Annotated in this window: 12 protein-coding genes; 9 read left to right on the top strand and 3 right to left on the bottom strand. The window is 68.9% G+C overall.

Features of this window, described 5'->3' with window-relative positions; all coding sequences use genetic code 11:
- The first annotated feature begins 58 nt into the window (after positions 1-58).
- The 5 genes from OG844_RS16175 (at position 59) to OG844_RS16155 (ending at position 6,442) form a co-directional block, all read left to right on the top strand.
- Positions 59-901 (top strand): nitrilase-related carbon-nitrogen hydrolase, encoded by an 843-nt coding sequence (locus OG844_RS16175; protein ID WP_329205942.1) that lies wholly within the window; start codon positions 59-61, stop codon positions 899-901.
- A complete protein-coding gene (locus OG844_RS16170; RefSeq protein ID WP_406390928.1) occupies positions 898-2,181 on the top strand; it encodes an aspartate aminotransferase family protein in 1,284 nt (427 codons plus the stop codon). Before OG844_RS16175 ends, OG844_RS16170 begins: the two co-directional genes overlap by 4 nt.
- Positions 2,182-2,393: 212 nt before the next feature.
- On the top strand, positions 2,394-3,794 hold the full coding sequence (gene hydA / locus OG844_RS16165; RefSeq protein WP_406390926.1) for a dihydropyrimidinase: 1,401 nt from the start codon (positions 2,394-2,396) through the stop codon (positions 3,792-3,794).
- An 11-nt stretch (positions 3,795-3,805) separates the two neighbouring features.
- Positions 3,806-4,807, top strand: coding sequence for a TIGR03842 family LLM class F420-dependent oxidoreductase (locus OG844_RS16160; protein ID WP_406390924.1), 1,002 nt, complete (start codon positions 3,806-3,808; stop codon positions 4,805-4,807).
- A 93-nt stretch (positions 4,808-4,900) separates the two neighbouring features.
- Positions 4,901-6,442: an NCS1 family nucleobase:cation symporter-1 gene (locus OG844_RS16155; RefSeq protein WP_406390922.1), complete on the top strand. Its 1,542-nt coding sequence runs from the start codon at positions 4,901-4,903 to the stop codon at positions 6,440-6,442.
- 266 nt (positions 6,443-6,708) lie between these two features.
- Here the strand turns inward: OG844_RS16155 and OG844_RS16150 are convergent, their stop codons facing one another.
- A complete protein-coding gene (locus OG844_RS16150) occupies positions 6,709-7,389 on the bottom strand; it encodes an adenylate kinase (protein WP_406390920.1) in 681 nt (226 codons plus the stop codon).
- A 322-nt stretch (positions 7,390-7,711) separates the two neighbouring features.
- Here OG844_RS16150 and OG844_RS16145 point away from each other — a divergent pair, with 322 nt between their 5' ends.
- The 4 genes from OG844_RS16145 (at position 7,712) to fxsT (ending at position 16,117) form a co-directional block, all read left to right on the top strand.
- Positions 7,712-8,977, top strand: a complete 1,266-nt coding sequence (locus OG844_RS16145) for an alpha/beta fold hydrolase (RefSeq protein WP_406390918.1) — start codon at positions 7,712-7,714, stop codon at positions 8,975-8,977.
- 68 nt (positions 8,978-9,045) lie between these two features.
- On the top strand, positions 9,046-10,647 hold the full coding sequence (locus OG844_RS16140) for an effector-associated domain 2-containing protein (RefSeq protein ID WP_406390917.1): 1,602 nt from the start codon (positions 9,046-9,048) through the stop codon (positions 10,645-10,647).
- The gene (locus OG844_RS16135) at positions 10,644-11,684 is read left to right on the top strand and encodes an AAA family ATPase (protein ID WP_406390915.1); all 1,041 of its coding nucleotides are present in this window, start codon (positions 10,644-10,646) and stop codon (positions 11,682-11,684) included. Before OG844_RS16140 ends, OG844_RS16135 begins: the two co-directional genes overlap by 4 nt.
- Positions 11,685-11,740: 56 nt before the next feature.
- Positions 11,741-16,117 (top strand): FxSxx-COOH system tetratricopeptide repeat protein, encoded by a 4,377-nt coding sequence (fxsT, locus tag OG844_RS16130; protein ID WP_406390913.1) that lies wholly within the window; start codon positions 11,741-11,743, stop codon positions 16,115-16,117.
- Here the strand turns inward: fxsT and OG844_RS16125 are convergent.
- Both OG844_RS16125 and OG844_RS16120 read right to left on the bottom strand, forming a co-directional pair.
- Positions 16,114-18,003, bottom strand: a complete 1,890-nt coding sequence (locus tag OG844_RS16125; protein WP_406390911.1) for an aKG-HExxH-type peptide beta-hydroxylase — start codon at positions 18,001-18,003, stop codon at positions 16,114-16,116. The two genes, fxsT and OG844_RS16125, sit on opposite strands and share 4 nt — an antisense overlap.
- Positions 18,004-18,365: 362 nt before the next feature.
- Positions 18,366-19,433, bottom strand: a complete 1,068-nt coding sequence (locus OG844_RS16120) for an effector-associated domain 2-containing protein (protein ID WP_406390909.1) — start codon at positions 19,431-19,433, stop codon at positions 18,366-18,368.
- Positions 19,434-19,464 lie beyond the last annotated feature (31 nt).

The raw sequence follows: 19,464 nt of genomic DNA, 5'->3' as shown, positions 1-19,464 counted from the left end.
GTCTACGGGCGTAGAAATCGCGTAGAGGCTCTCTGACGCCGCGTCGAAGGAGCAGCTCATGTCCCACGTCGTACGCGCCGCACTTGTCCAGGCGACCTGGACCGGCGATACCGAATCCATGATCGCCAAGCATGAGGACCATGCTCGCGAGGCAGCCCGGCAGGGCGCGAAGATCATCGGCTTCCAGGAGGTGTTCAACGCCCCGTACTTCTGCCAGGTGCAGGAGCCCGAGCACTACCGCTGGGCGGAAGCCGTCCCGGACGGGCCGACCGTCCGGCGGATGCAGGATCTGGCCCGGGAGACGGGCATGGTGATCGTCGTGCCGGTCTTCGAGCTCGAACAGTCCGGTTTCTACTACAACACCGCGGCGGTGATCGATGCCGACGGCTCGTACCTCGGCAAGTACCGCAAGCACCACATCCCCCAGGTCAAGGGCTTCTGGGAGAAGTACTACTTCAAGCCCGGGAACGCCGGCTGGCCGGTCTTCGACACCGCCGTCGGCAGGGTCGGCGTCTATATCTGCTACGACCGTCACTTCCCCGAGGGCTGGCGCCAACTCGGACTGAACGGTGCCCAGTTGGTGTACAACCCGTCGGCCACCTCGCGCGGCCTCTCCAGCTACCTGTGGCAGCTGGAACAGCCCGCGTCCGCCGTCGCCAACGAGTACTTCATCGCCGCGATCAACCGCGTCGGCCAGGAGGAGTACGGCGACAACGACTTCTACGGCACGAGCTACTTCGTCGACCCGCGCGGCCAGTTCGTCGGCGAGGTCGCCAGCGACAAGGCGGAGGAACTCCTCGTACGCGACCTCGACTTCGGCCTCATCGACGAAGTCCGCCAGCAGTGGGCGTTCTACCGGGACCGCAGGCCGGACGCGTACGACGGGCTGGTGGAGCCGTGACCGGACTGCACGAGCGGCACCTTGCCGTCAGCCCCGACTGGCTCGCCCTCTACTACCGGCAGCCGCTGGAGATCACCCACGGCGAGGGGCGCCACGTCTGGGACGCGGACGGGAACCGCTACCTCGACTTCTTCGGCGGCATCCTCACCACCATGACCGCGCACGCCCTGCCCGAGGTGACCAAGGCCGTCACCGAGCAGGCCGGCCGGATCATCCACTCCTCCACGCTCTACCTCAACCGGCCGATGGTGGAGCTCGCCGAGCGCATCGCCACGCTCTCCGGCATCCCCGACGCCCGGGTCTTCTTCACCACCTCGGGCACCGAGGCCAACGACACCGCGCTGCTGCTCGCCACCGCATACCGCAGGTCGAACCAGATCCTGGCGATGCGCAACAGCTACCACGGCAGGTCGTTCTCCGCGGTGTCCATCACCGGCAACCAGGCCTGGTCGCCCACCAGCCTGTCACCGCTCCAGACGCTGTACGTACACGGCGGCGTCCGGACACGCGGACCGTACGCGGAGCTGAGCGACGACCGGTTCATCAAGGCGTGCGTGGCCGATCTGGAGGACCTGCTCGGGCACACCAGGGAGCCCGCGGCGCTGATCGCCGAGCCCATCCAGGGCGTGGGCGGATTCACCGCGCCGCCCGACGGGCTGTACGCGGCCTTCCGTGAGGTACTCGACCGGCACGGCATCCTGTGGATCTCCGACGAGGTGCAGACCGGCTGGGGACGCACCGGTGAGCACTTCTGGGGCTGGCAGGCGCATGCTTCGAGCGGGCCGCCGGACATCCTGACCTTCGCCAAGGGCATCGGCAACGGCATGTCCATCGGCGGTGTCGTCGCCCGCGCCGAGGTCATGAACTGCCTGGACGCCAACTCCATTTCGACGTTCGGCGGCTCTCCGGTCACCATGGCGGCGGGCCTGGCCAACCTCTCGTACCACCTGGAGCACGACCTCCAGGGCAACGCGCGCCGGGTCGGCGGACTGCTCATCGAGCGCATCCGGGCGGTCGGCGCGGGCTGCGCGGCCGTGCGCGAGGTGCGGGGGAGGGGCCTCATGATCGGCATCGAACTGGTGAAACCCGGCACCGACGAGGCGGATCCGGATGCCGCGGCCGCCGTGCTCGAAGCGGCCCGCGCGGGCGGACTGCTCATCGGGAAGGGCGGCGGTCACAGCACCAGCGTCCTGCGGATCGCACCGCCCCTGTCGCTCACCGTCGCCGAGGCCGAGGAGGGCGCGGCGATCCTGGCCGACGCCCTGCAAGCGGCGACCTGACCCCTGCCCGCCGGGCGCCGGAGCGCTCCGTCTCCCGGCGGGCAGCGCGTCCCCCGTCCGTTGGGCCGGTGGGGTGTGCCGGGCCGGAAACAGAAACGTCTTCATGGGTTAGCAGCAGCGGTATTGCCACAGTGGGTAACCCACTTCTACGTTCTTCACCACGCACCGTGTCTACGTGCGTAGACCCATTCCGCCACCGCGAGGAGAGGCACATGAGTCGCACTGTCATTCACGGCGGCCTGGTCATCACCGCGTCCGACGAGATCCACGCCGACGTACTCATCGAGGGCGGACGGATCGTCGCTCTCGCCGCCCACGGCACCGACGCGGCCGAGAGCTGGAGCGCCGACAGGAGAATCGACGCCACCGGGAAATACGTCATCCCGGGCGGTGTCGACGCGCACACGCACATGGAGATGCCGTTCGGCGGGACCTTCGCCGCCGACACCTTCGAGACCGGCACCCGGGCCGCCGCCTGGGGCGGAACCACGACGATCGTCGACTTCGCCATCCAGAGCATGGGCCGGTCCCTGCGCGAAGGCCTCGACAGCTGGTACGCGAAAGCCGACGGCAACTGCGCCATCGACTACGCGTTCCACATGATCCTCTCCGACGTGAACGCGTCCTCGCTCAAGGAGATGGACCTCCTTGTGGCCGAGGGCATCACCTCGTTCAAACTGTTCATGGCCTACCCCGGCGTCTTCTACAGCGACGACGGGCAGATCCTGCGCGCCATGCAGCGGGCCTCCGGCAACGGCGGACTGATCATGATGCACGCGGAGAACGGCATCGCCATCGACGTCCTCGTCGAGCAGGCACTCGCCGAGGGCCGCACCGACCCGCGCTACCACGGTGACGTACGCAAGGTGGCGCTGGAAGCAGAGGCCACTCACCGCGCCATCCAGCTCGCCAGGGTCGCCGGATCGCCGCTGTACGTGGTCCACGTCTCCGCCGACGAAGCCGTCGCGGAGATCGCCGCAGCCCGCCACAAAGGGCTCCCGGTCTTCGGCGAGACGTGTCCGCAGTACCTCTTCCTCTCCACGGACAACCTCGCCGAGCCCGACTTCGAAGGCGCGAAATACGTCTGCTCCACCCCGCTGCGCCCCAAGGAACACCAAGAGGTGCTCTGGCGCGGTCTGCGGAACAACGAACTGCAGGTCGTCTCCACCGACCACTGCCCGTTCTGCTTCTCGGGGCAGAAGGAGATGGGCCGGGGCGACTTCTCGAAGATCCCCAACGGCATGCCCGGCGTCGAGAACCGCATGGACCTCCTCCACCAGGCCGTCGTGGACGGCCACATCACCCGGCGCCGCTGGATCGAGATCGCCTGTGCCTCTCCGGCACGGATGTTCGGCCTCTACCCGAAGAAGGGCACCATCGCGCCGGGCGCGGACGCCGACGTCGTCATCTACGACCCGCATGCCCGGCAGACGATCTCCGCGGAAACGCACCACATGAACGTCGACTACTCGGCGTACGAGGGACGGCAGCTCACCGGCCAGGTGGAGACCGTCCTCTCGCGCGGTGAAGTCGTCGTCGACGAACGGAAGTTCACCGGCCGGGCCGGTCACGGTATGTACACCCCGCGCGCCACCTGTCAGTACCTGGACTAGGAGCAACCGCCATGGACTTCGGACTCGTCCTCCAGACCGATCCGCCCGCCTCGGCCGTGGTCGGGCTGATGCGCCGCGCCGAGCGGAACGGATTCCGCTACGGATGGACCTTCGACTCGGCGGTGCTCTGGCAGGAGCCCTTCGTCATCTACAGCCGGATCCTGGAACACACGGAGCGGCTCGTCGTCGGCCCGATGGTCACCAACCCCGGCACCCGCACCTGGGAAGTCACCGCCTCCACCTTCGCCACCCTCAACGAGATGTACGGCAACCGCACCGTGTGCGGCATCGGGCGCGGCGACTCGGCGATGCGCGTGGCCGGCCGCAAGCCGAACACCCTGGCCAGGCTCGGCGAGGCCATCGACGTGATCCGCGACCTCGCCGAGGGGCGCGAGGCCACCGTCGACGGGCAGCCCGTCCAGATCCCCTGGGTGAAGAACGGCCGACTTCCCGTCTGGATGGGGGCGTACGGACCCAAGGCCCTCGCACTCGCCGGACAGAAGGCCGACGGGTTCATCCTGCAGCTGGCCGATCCCTACCTCACCGAGTGGATGGTCAAGGCGGTGCGGGACGCGGCGGCCGAGGCCGGCCGTGACCCGGACTCCATCACCATCTGCGTTGCCGCGCCCGCCTACGTGAGCGAGGACCTGGACCACGCCCGCGAGCAGTGCCGCTGGTTCGGCGGGATGGTCGGCAACCACGTCGCCGACCTCGTCTCCCGGTACGGGGAGCACTCGGACCTCGTGCCCGAGGCCCTCACGGCGTACATCGCGGGACGGTCGGGATACGACTACAGCCATCACGGCCGCACCGGGAACCCGGACACGGCCTTCGTTCCCGACGAGATCGTCGACCGGTTCTGCCTGCTGGGCCCGGCCGAGGCGCACATCGAGAAGCTGCAGGCCCTGCGGGACCTGGGCGTCGACCAGTTCGCCGTCTACAACATGCACGACGCGCGGGAGGCGACCATCGACGCCTACGGCTCGACGATCATTCCCGCGCTCTCCGCCTGACCCGTTCCCACGCCACCGTCTCCACCCACCGTCCGCACCGCAAACCCCCCGCGCCCCGCACGGCACCGCTCCCGAGCGAAGGGTCCCGTCGCCATGACCGCCACCGTCCCACCCGGCCCAGCCGGCACACCGTCCGGTCCCGGGGAGCAGATAGTCGACCCGTCCGGCCGGATCGAACTCGCCCCCGGGTCCGTCCCCGGCGACCCCCGCTTCGTCAACGACGACCTGCTGCCCGTCCCCCTGGAGCGGCGCCGCTGGACGACGTACAACTTCGCCGCCCTGTGGATCGGGATGGCGCACAACATCCCGTCCTGGCTCCTGGCCTCGGGGCTCGTCGCCCTCGGCATGGACTGGAAGCAGGCCGTCTTCACGATCGCCCTGGCCAACCTGATCGTGCTGGCACCGATGCTGCTCACCGGGCACGCCGGACCCAAGTACGGGATACCGTTCCCCGTGCTGGCCCGGGCCTCCTTCGGGCTGCGCGGAGCCAACCTGCCCGCGCTGATCCGGGCGGGTGTCGCCTGCGCCTGGTTCGGGATCCAGACCTGGATCGGTGGAGTCGGCATCTTCACACTGCTCGGCAAGATCTTCGGCGGCTGGGCACAGGCCGACGAGATCGGTGGGCAGCCGTGGACGCTCTGGCTCTGCTTCGCCCTCTTCTGGGTACTCGAACTCGCGATCATCTACCGGGGTATGGACACCCTGCGGCGCTTCGAGAACTGGGCGGCGCCCTTCGTCATCGTCGGCGCGGTGGTCCTCCTGGTGTGGATCGCGGTCAAGGCGGGCGGTCTCGGCCCGCTCCTGGACCAGCCGTCCGCGCTCGGCTGGGGGTCCGACTTCTGGCCGGTCTTCTTCCCGTCCCTGATGGGCATGATCGCCTTCTGGTCCACGCTGTCGCTGAACATCCCCGACTTCACCCGCTTCGGGGCGGGTCAACGCGCCCAGATCTGGGGCCAGTCGCTCGGACTGCCGACCACCATGACGTTCTTCGCGCTGCTCTCCGTCTTCGTCACCTCCGGCTCGCAGGCGGTGTACGGGGAGGCCATCTGGGACCCGGTGCAGCTCGTCGCCAAGACCGACAACGTCTTCGGGCTCCTCTTCGGCCTGATCACGGTGCTGATCGCAACGATCTCCGTGAACATCGCCGCGAACGTCGTGTCACCGGCGTACGACCTGGCGCACCTGGCCCCGAAGTACATCAACTTCCGCACGGGTGCCCTGATCACGGGAGTTGTCGGCGTCCTGATCATGCCGTGGAAGCTCACCGAGACCCCCGAGCTGTACATCTTCACCTGGCTCGGCCTGGTGGGGGGTCTGCTCGGCACGGTGGCAGGCATCCTGATCGCCGACTACTGGATCATCCGCCGCACCGTCCTGGACCTGCCCGACCTCTACCGGCCCGGCGGCCGCTACTGGTACACGAACGGCTGGAACGGGCGTGCCGTGGCGGCCTTCGTGACCGGCGGCGTTCTCGCGGTGGGCGGCTCCCACTCCGCCCCGGGCAAGGGGCCGTTCCCCGCCGACGGCCTGATCCCGTTCCTGAAGCCCCTCGCCGACTACGGCTGGGCTGTCGGCCTCGCCTCGTCCCTCCTCCTCTACACCCTCCTCAGCGCCGGCGAACGAACCAGACGCTGAGAGCCCTTGGGGAGCCTGTACCCGGCGTACGGCCCGACCCGTCTGCCGCTACCAGCGGTTCTGCCCTGGAAGGGCCTCTGACCTGCATCGGATGCATCGGAGGCCCCTTCTGGGCGCCCCTCGACAGTCTCTGGGAAACGAGGCTCGGAGCAGCTGCCGGTTGGGCGCCTGCGCGACGGTGCTCCTTTCATAGGGGGAGGGCGGAAGCCCGCGGTCCTCGACGGCGGCCGTCAGGCACGCAGCCACGCACTTTCCCGGTGGAGGGGTCAGCAGCTCGACGCGCCGGAGGCATCGGCCTGGCCCTGGCCGATCGCGACCAGGGCGCGGTCCAGGACTTCCTGGACGTGGCCGAGGGCCGAGATCGTGGTCACCAGACCCTGGGCCCGGTAGCGGTCGACGACCGGCGCCGTCAGGCTGCGATGAACCTCCAGTCGCTGACGGACAGTTGCCTCGCGATCGTCATCGCGCTGGTACAGCACACCGCCGCATACATCGCAGACTCCTGACACTTCGGGCGGGCTGTGGCCGACATGGAAGATATGTTCGCGGTCCCGACGGCAGAGCCGCCGTCCAGCGATCCGCCTCACCACCTCGGCCTCGGAGATCTCCAGGTCGAGCACGGCATCCAGCCTCGACTCCGAATCGGCCAGAATGCCGTCCAGCGCCTCCGCCTGGACCAGGTTGCGGGGGAAGCCGTCCAGCAGGAACCCGCGCGTGGTGTCCGGGCGGGCAAGCCGCTCTTCGATCACCCCGATCGTGACCTCGTCCGGCACCAGGAGGCCGGCACGCATGTGCGTGCGGGCGTTCCGCCCGAGCTCGGTGCCCTGGTCGATGTGCTCGCGGAACAGGTCACCGGCGGAGATGTGCTGGATCGACAGCTGCGCGGCAAGGCGCAGTGCCTGCGTGCCCTTGCCGGCTCCGGGCGGCCCGATCAGGAGGAGGCGCATCGATGAGGTGTCCCTTCGTCGTACGGCGTGGCCGGGATCGATCCCAGGGTTCGAAGTAGCTGGGCGTCGTGACTGCGTGGACGGCCTTTGCGCATCCCAGCAGATGTATGGGCACCATGAGGTCTTTCGCCTCGGTGCCCAGGCATTTCCGCGGCAGGCACCGCGGTTCTCAGGCTGTGCGACAGGTGACCTTACAGGGCGCCCCGACCCTGCTGCATGCCGTCACGAGCCCCGTTAGTATCGCCAAGTGGCGCGCGTTGCGGGCTAGTTCGGACGGGGGTCCTCGAATATGGTCACGGTTCTATTCGTACACGGTACGGGCGTGCGCGAGCCGTCCTACAGCCAGGCGCTGGAAGAGATACGGAACGGCATGGCCCGCGTCCGCCCCGATGCCCACGTCGAACCCTGTGACTGGGGCACCTCACTCGGGTCGTACTTGAGGGCGGGCGGCGTGTCGATACCCGGATACCCGGAGTACCTGGCGGCTACCGCCGAGGAGGCAGGAGCGGGAACGGCGGAATCCGGGGTGGTGGCGGCCGGGTCGCACCCGCTTCCCTCCGACGGCTTCGAGGGTGGCGGTGAAACGGACGAGGCACGGCTGCGCTGGGCGATGCTGTACGCCGATCCCTTCGCCGAGCTCGGCGTGTACGCCATGTCGGGGAAGCCGTCCGGTTCCGGATCCCCGGCCCTCTTCACCCCGGGTGTGATCTCCACCGGCGACCAACTCCTGGCGGTGCTGTCCCGGTTGGAGGCGTCCGATGCCGTGCGTGAGGCGTGGGCATCCTTCGTGTCCGGCCCTTCACTCACCGAAGGAGTCGCAGCCCTGCTGGCCGCGCAGGAATTGCGCCGGGCCGTCGTTGTCGCGCCCGCCGGGGGCGACGCCCTTCCCCGGCTGGCCGCCCGTGCTCTGACCGCCTGGGCGATGACGCAGTCGCCCAGGGAGGCCGGCACGTTCCCGGTCCCGGAGCGGGACGATCTCGTGGACCTCCTCACGAACGAACTCGGAGGCGACGCCAAGGGGCTGAACGACGCCCTGGTCTCCGCCCTCGGGTATTCGGCACGACTCTTCGAGCGTTCGTTCGGCTCGCGGATGCTGGTGTCCCGGCGAGCCCGGCTCAGCAATCGCTCGGTGGGCTTCTTCGGAGACATACTCAGCTATCTGACACGTGGCCAGGCAGTGCGTGACCACGTGGCCGGCACCATTCGGGCGCTTCCCGACCGGGGGCCCGTGGTCCTGCTCGGGCACAGTCTGGGTGGGATCATCGCCTTCGACCTGCTGGCGGCCCAGGCCTCGAACCCCGTCGCGGACATGCTGGTGACCGTGGGTTCGCAGGCGCCCCTGCTGTACGAACTGGACGCGCTGCCGTCCCTTCCCTACGGCACCGGACTGCCCGGCGCGTTCCCCCGCTGGCTCAACGTCCACGACCGCCGCGACCTGCTCTCCTACGTTGCGGCCGAGGCCTTCGGGAACGACCCGCGCGTCACGGATGTGGCGGTGGACAACCGCCAGCCGGTCTCCGCGGCCCACAGCTCCTACTGGGCCAACGCGGATCTCTACCAGGTCCTGGCCGATGCACTTCCCGGCTGATCGGGGAGCCCTTACCCTGGGCCCCCACCTCGACTCGGACACACGTCACGGTGCAAGAGAGGACGCGCGTGGCCACGGGAGGATTCGATGCCGTACAACACCGCGTCCTGCGCGCGGTGATCACCGTGCTGGAGGACCCGGCGGGGCGGCTCCTCAACGACAGCAGCCGGGACCTGTGGCGTCAGATGATCCACCAGCACATTCCCGGCCTGACGCCTGCGAGCTTCACCGTGACACGTCAGGAATTCGTCAGCATCGTGTACAGCTGCGCGGCGTTGGACGACGGCATGGACCTCCTGGTCGAGGCCACCTGCCTGGTCACGCCCGCTCTGGAGCCGGCGCTGCTCCTCCTGCTGTCGCAGTGGAAGGCGCGGCTGGCGTTCCCGGGTCCTGACTGGGAGCCACTGCGCCGCGTGCTGGATGTGCCGGTGGCCGATTTCGGTGCCCTGGTGGACCGGGCGACGGACGGTCTGGCACGCCTGCCCGAGAACTGCGCCACGCCCTGGGAGGCGTTCCTGCATCTGGCTGACCAGAACGGGCGCCCCGGCGAACTGATGCCCGCCATGGCCTTCCTGGAGCACCTGTCACCCTTCTCCGAAGTAGCTTCGGGGGTGGGGGAGTTGCGTACGTGGAACGATCACTTCGCCGACCTGTGGAACCTGTCCGCGCCGCTGGCCGATCTGCGGGCCGCCCTCAGGGACGGCACCGACTCCCGCACCGCCGGCTCCGATGACGTCCCGGAACGCGGGCGGGGTGGCCAGGCCCGGCCGCTGATCAGGATCTACGTCAAGGTGGAGCCGGACCGTACTCCCCACAGCGGCGCGGGCAGGCGGCGGATGAGCAGGGCGCAGCGCTACTACGTCTCCGCCTGTGTCAGATATCCGGACTCGAACGCACTCCAGCGGGATCCTCACACCGAGCCGCTGGTATCAGTGACCAGATCTCAACTACCATATGAAATGGCCAAGTTACTCACTCACATGACGCAGTTGCGCCACTCCCGCGCGGACAACGCCGCCTTGGAGGTCTTCCTTCCGGCGGAGCTGCTCACCGAGCCCGTGGAGTGGTGGGATCGTGATCCCTCGCTGGGCTTTCCCAATGCTCTGCTGAGCCGATACCGGGAGATCATGCTGCACAGCCTGGAGCGCGTACAGCGTCCCACCTTCCACAACGCGTGGCGCGCCCGCTGGGCGCACTGGCGGACCGGCGACGGCCGGGGCCAGATGTACGAATGCGCTCCCGAAGGGCTGACGGATGCCGAGCACCTCGCCCTGCTGGACGCGAAGATCGGGCGGGACGACGACGTGGTCGGCATGGTGCTCAGCAGGCCGCCGCACCGCGAGAGCGAATTGGGACTGCGCGAGCTGAGTCTCGCCCTGGACCTCGGAGTGCCCATAGTCGTCTACCACCGGGCGGATCCCGCGTCAGCGGTGTTCCGGAGCATTATTCGTGAAAGCTTGGCCAATGAGGGGCTGGCACACCTTCCGGAAAGTGCGCAACAGTGGAAGTCCGACGTTGCCGTCCGCGCCACGGTCGCAGGCGAGTCAAGTGCTGTACGGGAGCGAGACGTTGACGCGATCCGTTCGATGAGCATGATCTGGGACGACCCCGAGCATCTTCTTGAGGGCGGGCAGAACGCTCCTGCCACCTTTGTAGGGGGGACCGAGTGAACGCGGCGGACAACGACGGCCGGCTCTACCGGGGCACCGGAGACCCGTTACCCGACGAGGCGTACGAGCAGCGCACCTGGCCCGAAGGGCCGCCGTGGCGCACCTTCCGCAGCGCGGCGACCATGCCTCAGCCACCGGACGACGACGAGGCCGACCGCCGGCTCGGCCCGCCAGGACGACGGCGGGTCCCTCGCGCCGAGGAGCTTCGCCTGGTGAACGCCGCGCTCCTGCTTCGCAGGCCCCTGCTGGTCACCGGCCGGCCAGGTGTGGGAAAATCGGGCCTCGCCTACCGGATCGCCCGGGAGTTACGGCTCGGACGGGTCTTGCACTGGCCCGTCACCAGCCGGACGACGCTGACCTCCGGTCTGTACGAGTACGACGCCATCGGACGGGCGCAGGCCACCCAGGACGCGGCCGAGGGCGCCGGACGGCCCGGCGTCGGGAACTACGTCCAGCTGGGGCCGCTGGGCACGGGCATGCTCCCCTACCGGCTGCCGCGCGTGGTCCTCATCGACGAGATCGACAAGTGCGACGCCGATCTGCCCAATGACCTGCTGACCCTGTTCGAGGACGCCTGGTTCGAAGTGCCACCCCTCGTACGGGTGAAGCAGGCGGAAGCATCAACCACCGTCCATACGGCTGATCCCGGGCACAGCGCGGTGGTCGAGAACGGAGTGGTCAGGGCGCACGTCTTCCCCGTCGTCGTCATGACCTCGAATGGTGAACGCGATTTCCCCGAAGCGTTTATGCGGCGCTGTCTGCGGCTCAACATTCCTGACCCCGACGCGGAGACGTTGGGCGAACTCGTCTCCGGACATTTCGGCGATCTTCTCGGCGACAGGCAGGACGCGCTGATCCGTGACTTTCTCCGACGGAGCTCCCGGATGGGCGGGCTGGCCGCCGATCAGTTGCTGAATGCCGCGCATTTGGCGACATCGGGCCTCTACCAGCAGGACGGAAGCGACGCCAACGAGTGGCAATCGGTCCTCGCCGCCATTTGGCACCCGCTGGGCGGTGAAGGGGCGGATTCGGGGTGACCGGGGAATCTTCGAGGGCCGGAGGCACTGGTGCGCAGCACCGTCGCGACGGTCCGATGAGCCCGCCTGACGGCGATCCGCTGCCTCTCACCGGTCTGTACCCATGGGAGGTGGCCGACTCGTTATGGCTGGCGGCAAACCATCCTGGACTCGCCACCGACGAGGACCTGGCGGACACCGGTCGTGAGGACGCCGAGCCGTCGGATCCTGCGCCCGCACGGCAGGACGACGACCGGGTGACCGAGCCGGAGCAGGTAGACGGTGACGATGCGCCGCAACCGGAACAGCAGCGGCCTCCGAGGCCCGAACCGCTGCCGCCTGCCGCAGGGGGCGACGGACCGCCATCCGTCGACGGGCCGGGTACGAGGGACACCCTCGCGCCGACGGCCGAACTGCCCGCGGTCCCGCAGCTGCGTACCGCCGTCGGCCCCGGCGCGGCCGACCGCCCTCCGCGCGACCGTCTGAGCCTCGGTCGTGCGCTGCGTCCGCTGCGCTCCTTCGTCGCGTCCGCCCACTCCGACGTCCTGGACGAATCGGCGACGGCGGAACGGATCGCGGCGGCCCCGCACCTGCCACCGGTGCTCACGCCCGAGCCGGAGCGGCAACGGAGCGCGGTCCTGGTGATCGACACGGCCCCGCACATGACCATGTGGCGGCCGGCGGTGAAGCACTTCCGGACGATGCTGAGCCGGTACGGCGGAATGCGCGACGTGAAGATGATGACGCTCGACACCGCCGATGCCGCGCGTGTGCTGCTGCGTGGCCACGGGCAGGCGTCGCACCCGCAGCCGCCACGCGGCCTCGTCGACCCGACGGCGCGGCAGATCGTCTTCCTGGTGACGGACGGCGTCGCGCCGGCCTGGCGCTCCGGGGCCGCGCAACGACTGGCCGCCCTCTGGGGGAAGTTCCAGCCCGTGGTGGTGCTCCAGCTGCTGCCACAGCGCCTGTGGCCCAGCACAGGACTCTTTCCGGTACGGGTGAGACTCCGTGCCCAAGGGCCCTGGTCGGCCAATGCGCAGGTGCACTGGGAGCCCGCAGAACCGCTTGCCGCGTCGCTCCCGCGCGATCCCTCCGACCAGGTCGTCCTCGTCCCGGTGCTGGAACTGGGCGCCGAGTGGCTCGGTCCCTGGGCCCGGTTCGTGGCGGGAACCACGCCGCGCTGGGCGGACATGGCGGCGATCCTCACCAGCACCCGGCCGCTGCCGTCCCCCGCGCCGTCACCCGTTCAGGGGCTGACCGCCGCCGAATTGGTTGCGCGGTTCCGCACGAGGGCTTCGGCTGAGGCGTTTTCGCTGGCCACGCGCCTGGCCGCGGTACAGCTGGACCTGGAAACCATGTCCGAGGTGAAGCGGCAGGTCATGCCACGCGCTTCGCGAGCGCATCTCGCGGAGCTGCTGATCAGCCCACTGGTCGATCCCCTGCCCGGGTGTGACGGGGAATCCTACGTATTCGTCGACGGTGCCCGCGAGGAGCTACTCGCCGCAGGCAGCAGAACGGCCACGGCACGAGCACTGAAAAAGGCGGCAGAGTTTTTGGCCCCGCGTAATGAAGCGGCGCGTGAGTTCCTCGGCTACTTACATGGTTCCGAAGAATCGCCGCACCATGAGGAAGCGCTCACGACGGTCGAGTCGACCACGGAGAACCTTCGCTTCCGGCAGGCCGAACATGCGGCTCTGCAGGCGATTTCCGGAAACCATCTCCACCGCGCCCGGCGCCTCGGCGAGCACATCGGGGCCGGTCCGCCGGCCGCTGAGAACACGCCCGGGTCCGATGCCGTACGCAACCCTTCACGGCCTTCTCCCGATGAGACACTCCCCGACGACACCGACAGTACGATCCCCGCCCCTGGAGGCCCACAAGTGAGTACGGTCCGCCCCTCGGTAGAGAGCCCGGCCCCGGTACCCCCGGCACCCCCGGCCGGAGGCGGTGCGCGGCCGCCCATGCCCGCCGTCTGGGGCAACATGCCTCCGAGGAACCTCGTATTCACCGGACGCGAAGAATTGCTGATCAATCTGGAACGCGGTCTGCAGGACGGGCCGACCGCGGTGCTCCCGCATGCGCTGCACGGAATGGGCGGTGTCGGGAAGTCACAACTCGCACTCGAATACGTATACCGGCATGCCGCCGAATACGAAGTTGTCTGCTGGATCCCGGCAGAACGGCCCACGCAAATTCAACAGGCGTTTGTCGAACTGGCCCGGCGACTCCACCTTCCGGTGAGCAGCGAGGCGATTACCGCAGTGCCGGCGGTCCTGGAGGCGCTGCGTATCGGAAACCCGTACGGTAAATGGCTTCTGGTGTTCGATAATGCCGAAAGTCCGGCCGCGGTGCAGGAATACTTCCCGAGCACGCCTGCGGGCGGACCGGTAGGCTCCGTAATCGTGACATCGCGTAATCCCCAGTGGAACACCTTGGCCCACCCGTTGGAAGTCGATGTGTTCGAGCGGGAAGAAAGCATCCAGCTGCTGCGGCGGCGCAACCCCGATCTGTCCACCGCGGACGCGGACATGCTCGCCGAGGTCCTCGGCGACCTGCCGCTCGCGGTGGAGCAGGCATCGGCGTGGCGCGCAGAGACCGGCATGCCTCCGGCCGAATATCTGAGGGTGTTCGAAGAGAAGAGCGCTGAGCTGATGGCGGTGTCCCCGCCGACTCAGTACGAGAAGACCGTCGCCACCGCGTGGAACGTCTCCCTCGACCATGTCGAGGGGAAGAACGCCGGGGCCATCCAACTCCTGGAACTCTGCGCCTATTTTGCGCCGGAACCGGTTTCCAGGCAGTTCTTCTCCAATGCGGTTTCCGAGCCGATCGCCCCGGAGCTGGACCGGATCTTCACCGACCCGATCCGGCTCAGCCGGGCCATCCGCGAGATCAGCCGCTACTCCCTGGCGAAGATCGACCACCGCACCAACTCGATCCAGATGCACCGGCTGGTCCAGGCGGTGCTCGAAGCGCGCATGGCCGAGGAGCAACGCCGTACGTTCCGGCACGGAGCGCACCTGCTCCTCGCGGCGAACGCTCCCAGCGACCCGCGTGCCCCGCAGAACTGGACGCGTTTCGGTGAGCTCTACCCGCATGTCATCGCCTCCAAGGCGTCGCTCTCACCCCACCGCAATGTGCGCCAGATGGTCTACAACGTCGCGGAGTACCTCTTCTACTGGGGCGATCACGAGGCGGCGTTGGACTTCTCCAGCGAGACGTACGAGAACTGGTGCCGGCTCTTCGGCGAGGACGACCCCCAGACGTTGATTCTCGGTCGGCATGTGCGCTTCATCATGTGGACGATGGGCCGCTATCCGCAGGCCGCGGCCCTCGGGGAGCGCATGCTTGCCACACTGGAGGGGGCCAGCCCGGATCTCGAGGAGGAGTACCTGCGCGTCAAGGGCCAGGTGTCCGGTGACCGCCGAGCGCGCGGGGACTTCCGAGGCGCGCTGGAGTTCGACGAGGAGGTCTACGCGCGGGCCGTCAGATCGTACGGCGACGAGGACCCCGAGACCCTGCTCCACGCCCACAACCTCGCGGTGACCCGGCGCGGCAACGGCCTCTTCCGCGAAGCGCGGGACCTGGACGAGGCGAGCTGGCGCACCAAGGTGCAGATGTTCGGCGCGGACGCTCCCACCACCCTCAACTCGGAGGTCTCACTCACCCTGGACAAGCAGGAACTCGGGGAGTACGCCGCGTCGGAGAAGGCCTGCGAGGACGCGGTCGACACGTTCCGCAGTACGTTCGGCGAATTCCACCCGTCCGCACTGCGGGCGGTGGCGAGGCTCGGGGTGGCGCAGCGCAAGGCGGGCCATCACGAGGCTGCGCAGGCAAGCACCGAGCTGGCCCGGACCGCGCTCATCGACCGGTACGGCGAGCGCAGCCCCGACGGTTTGCAGGCCTCGCTCAACCTCTCCATCGACCTGCGGCAGAACGGGAAGCTCCAGGAGGCGCTGACGCTGGGGGAGCGGACCCGGGCGTTGTACGCGGAGGTATTCGGCAAGGACCATCCGCACACCGTCGCGGCCGATGCCAATCTGGCCGTGACGCTGCGGCTTCTCGACCGGGTGGACGAGGCGCGGAAGCTGAACGAGTCGGCACTGGCCCGTTTCCGGGCACCGCTCGGCGACACACACCCGCACACCTTGATCTGCGCGATCAACCTGGCCAACGACCTCTTCGCCCAGGGAGATGCCGCCGCCGCTCTGGAACTCGACCGGAGGACGACGGCAGCGCTGATCGAGAAGTTCGGCGAATCCCACCCCACCGTGCTGGTGCTGCGTGGCAACACCGCGTCGGACCTGAGGGCGCTGGGCCGTACCGGGGAGGCCGAGGAACTGCACCGGAGTGCTGTGGACGCGATCAACGAGCAGTTGGGACCGGATCACCGGGCCAGCGCCGACACGCTCGCCTGGCGCCGGGCCAACTGCGATGTCGACCCCATGCCGATCTAACGGACGCCGGGTGGACCGGTATCGCCCTGGCCGAGCCAAGCAGCCAGGGCGATCGGGTCCGGGGCCCGCTGTGACATCCGCCGGGCGGCACTGTGAACGGCCGCGACCACTTCAGGCACCGCCGTCAGGGCCTGGACGGCCTCCGGAGCGCGGCCGGCGTCCGCCAGGGCCAGCCCCAGGCCCGTCCATGCCCCGGGGCCGGCGGATGCGCTCCGGATCTCCCGCGCGTAGAGGCGTCGCGCAGCGGCGAAGTCGGCGCAGGCCCAAAGGACATCGGCCGGCCGGGCCCCGGCGACCCCGGGCACGTGGTCACCCTGGCTGCCGCGCATCTTGTCGAGTGCAGCGGGGTCGGCGAGGCCGACGCGCACCAGCACGGCGCGGGCGTCGAGGTGCCGCGCCCCGGATTCCCGGATGTCCGCGTGCGGACGTGGTGGCAGCGCGGGCGGTTGCTTCCGGCCCTCACACCAGGCGGCCGCCAGCCGCCCCACGTCGTCCGGATGAGGCCGCACATGGGCCAGCCTCCACGTCGCCCGGTGATCGGCGGCCATCCGGCGGGCCATCGTCACCTCAGGGCCCTCACGGGTCCGGTCGTGCAGCCTGAGGACCGCCCCGAGCAGGTCCTGCAAGGCGTCACGTCCCAGCGCGGTCAGAGTGGGGTCCGTGGTCAGGTCCGGCACGATGTCGGCCAGCTGGCCGAGCCACAGGGCACTTTCGAAGCGGGCGAGGCTGCTGATGTGACCGGTGAGCCGTACGGCGCAGGCACTCCAGAACCGCGCCACCGCCGTGAAGGCGTAGGCGCCCTGCAGCATTCCCCCGAGCGGTCGGGGGTCATCTCGCCAAGGAGCGTAGTAGAAGCGCTGCTGCTCGGCCGGGGGCGCGGGCTCGTGGAGCGGATACAGGTGCATCAGTGCGCTGAGCTTGCTGTGCTGGAGTTCGTGCACCAGCGTGGCCGCACAGAGGGGCGCCGTATCCGGCATGGACGATGCCAGTCCGCCGACGCCGTGCCCGCTGCTGACGCTGCGTACCCGGAACCGTTCGTGGGCCGGCATCGGCTGGAGGGAGCGCAGCAACCCGACGGCCGCGTAGGCCGTCGGCGGATCCGCGGTGGTCAACAGCCCGTACGCGTCCTGCAGCAGTCTGCTCCAGGAGTCGTACGCGCTCTGTGTCAACCGCTCGGCCGCACCGTCCGGCAGAGGGGCGAGCCGGTGGTGGCCGAGGTCGTCCAGGGTGATCCGGCGGGAAGCGCCTGCGCCGAGAGCCGGCCGACGCTGGGGCAGCCAGCCACGCGCAGGGCGCTCCGGGCCGGAGGGCAGACGGAGATGGCCGTATGCGCCCATGAGGGTGAGCCGGCCGCCCACCGACCGGACCTCTGCCACGGTCCAGGCGTTCCGCTGCCGGTGCACCGAGGGCAGCCGTGCCAGTCCCATCGTGGGCAGCCAGACGCTCTCCTGGAGGGCCGGGACGGGAAAGCTGAAGGTGAGGCCCGCCCGTGCGGCGGCCACGGCGGCCAGGGTGTGCAGATGTCCTGCCTCGGCCCACAAAGGGGTCTCGGCGCGGCCGGCGGAGCGCAGCCGGGTCAGCAGACGGGTAAGCCACAGCCCGGTTTCCGGAAGGAGGAGCAATTCCTCCACCGCTGCCGGATTCCGGTGCTGTGCCGCGGCGAGCAGGTCCCAGGCCCGCTGGGCGGAAGGGAGCCGGCCGGTCACCCCGGCCAGAGGGCTGAGAGCGTCCATCAGCAGATCGAACAACAGCAGGCGGTGGCTGTACTCGGCTCGCGACAGCGCGGCGAGCGTGGCGGGACTGCCGTCGGCGCGCGCGAGTTCACGGAATTGCTGAGGTGTCAGTGAATGCCGCGACTCCGCTTCGTGCAGTGAGTCAGGGCACATACGCTCCCTCTGCCTTGGCGCCGGATCAGGACGGGCCGGGGACGTCAGGCGGTCCAGCTGTTCTCCCCGCCTGCAACGCTTCTGGCCGACCGCCCGACTTCCTCCAGCAGCCGCTTCTTGGCGGCCGCTCTGTCGTCGTTCGATCGAGCGCGCAACGCCTCCAGGGACGTGCCGGTGAGATCAGGCAGATCCGATATGGCGGCGCTTTTCGGCTTTACCACTGCCGTGAGACCTCCCCCGAGTCAGTGCGATGCGATGTTCGACCCGCACTTACATGATGTCCTATGCATGCGCTGCTGGAAACATGCTCAACCGGTCAAGCCTGCGCCATCACAGGCCTGAAGTGGCTGAATCACGAAGCGTCAATTCGCGTCGAGATGAGGCGGAGTAAACCACTCCGGATAACTCCGGAAGGCCTCCAGGAGGTCGTCGAGCGCGGTCGTACCAGGGTCGACCAGGGACACCGCCGACCACAAGTGCGTCAGTCCGTCACCGAATGCCAGACAGGTTTCGACGAGATCCAGGATTTCCAGGAGCATGACCCCTGATCTGGCGACACTTCCCGCCATCTCGGCAGGAAGCAAGGCGATGACCTGACTACGCGACTCCGGCTGCCGCATCACTCCCACCGCCGCCAGTGCGTCGCGCAGACGGCGTTTGTCGGACAGTTCGAGTCTCTGCCGAGGAATCCTCCGACTCACGGCGGTCCGCCCGGCCTCCCCGTCCCCTTCGAACCAGAGAGAGGTGGTGGTCCCGAACCGGCGGCGCAGCGCTTCGGCCAGGGGGCGCGGAGACCGCCGCCAGTCGGGGTGCTCGCGCAGCATCCGCAGAGCCTCGGCACTGAACACGCCCGAGCGCAGTCCATTGCGCGTCGCCTCGCCCGGACCGCAGGCGAACAGCACGTACTGATCAGCCTGCTGACGTGGAGTCGAACGCGGTATCGGGTCGGGCCGCAGGGTCCCAGCCGTCGTCGCCGGGTCGGCGTAGGTCTGGCAGGCGTCGAACAGCCAGAGCTGGCGCGGATGCCCCGGTGCGCCGTCCGACCGGTACATCGCGAGCACCGCTTCGACGTCCAGGCCGCGCAGGTCCCGGTGGACCGCATCGGCGAAGAGCAGTCGGCGGCTGTGATCGGCGTCGATGAGGCCGTGCCCGGACCAGGCGACGAACAGCCAGTCGGTCCGCTCGTCCGCCAGTTCCCGGGTCAGCACCTGGTGCACGGTGTTCCGGTCGGCCGGGCGGTACGGCAGGCCGAAGCCGTCGGCGAGTTCGCGGTTGCGCTCGAGTGGAGAGAGCAACAGGGTCAGGGACTCGTCCCTCACCCCGATCTCCCTCAGCCAGTCCGCGTACCCCAACGCGTCGTGCACCGGCCCGTCGAGATTCCAGGCCGACCCCGCCTCGTAGGACTCCACCCCGACCACGAGCGCCCGCATTCATGTCTCCCGTCGCCATAACCACAGCCAT

It is taken from the genome of Streptomyces sp. NBC_00887 (assembly GCF_045207585.1).
This window is presented reverse-complemented; position numbering and strand designations above follow the sequence as displayed.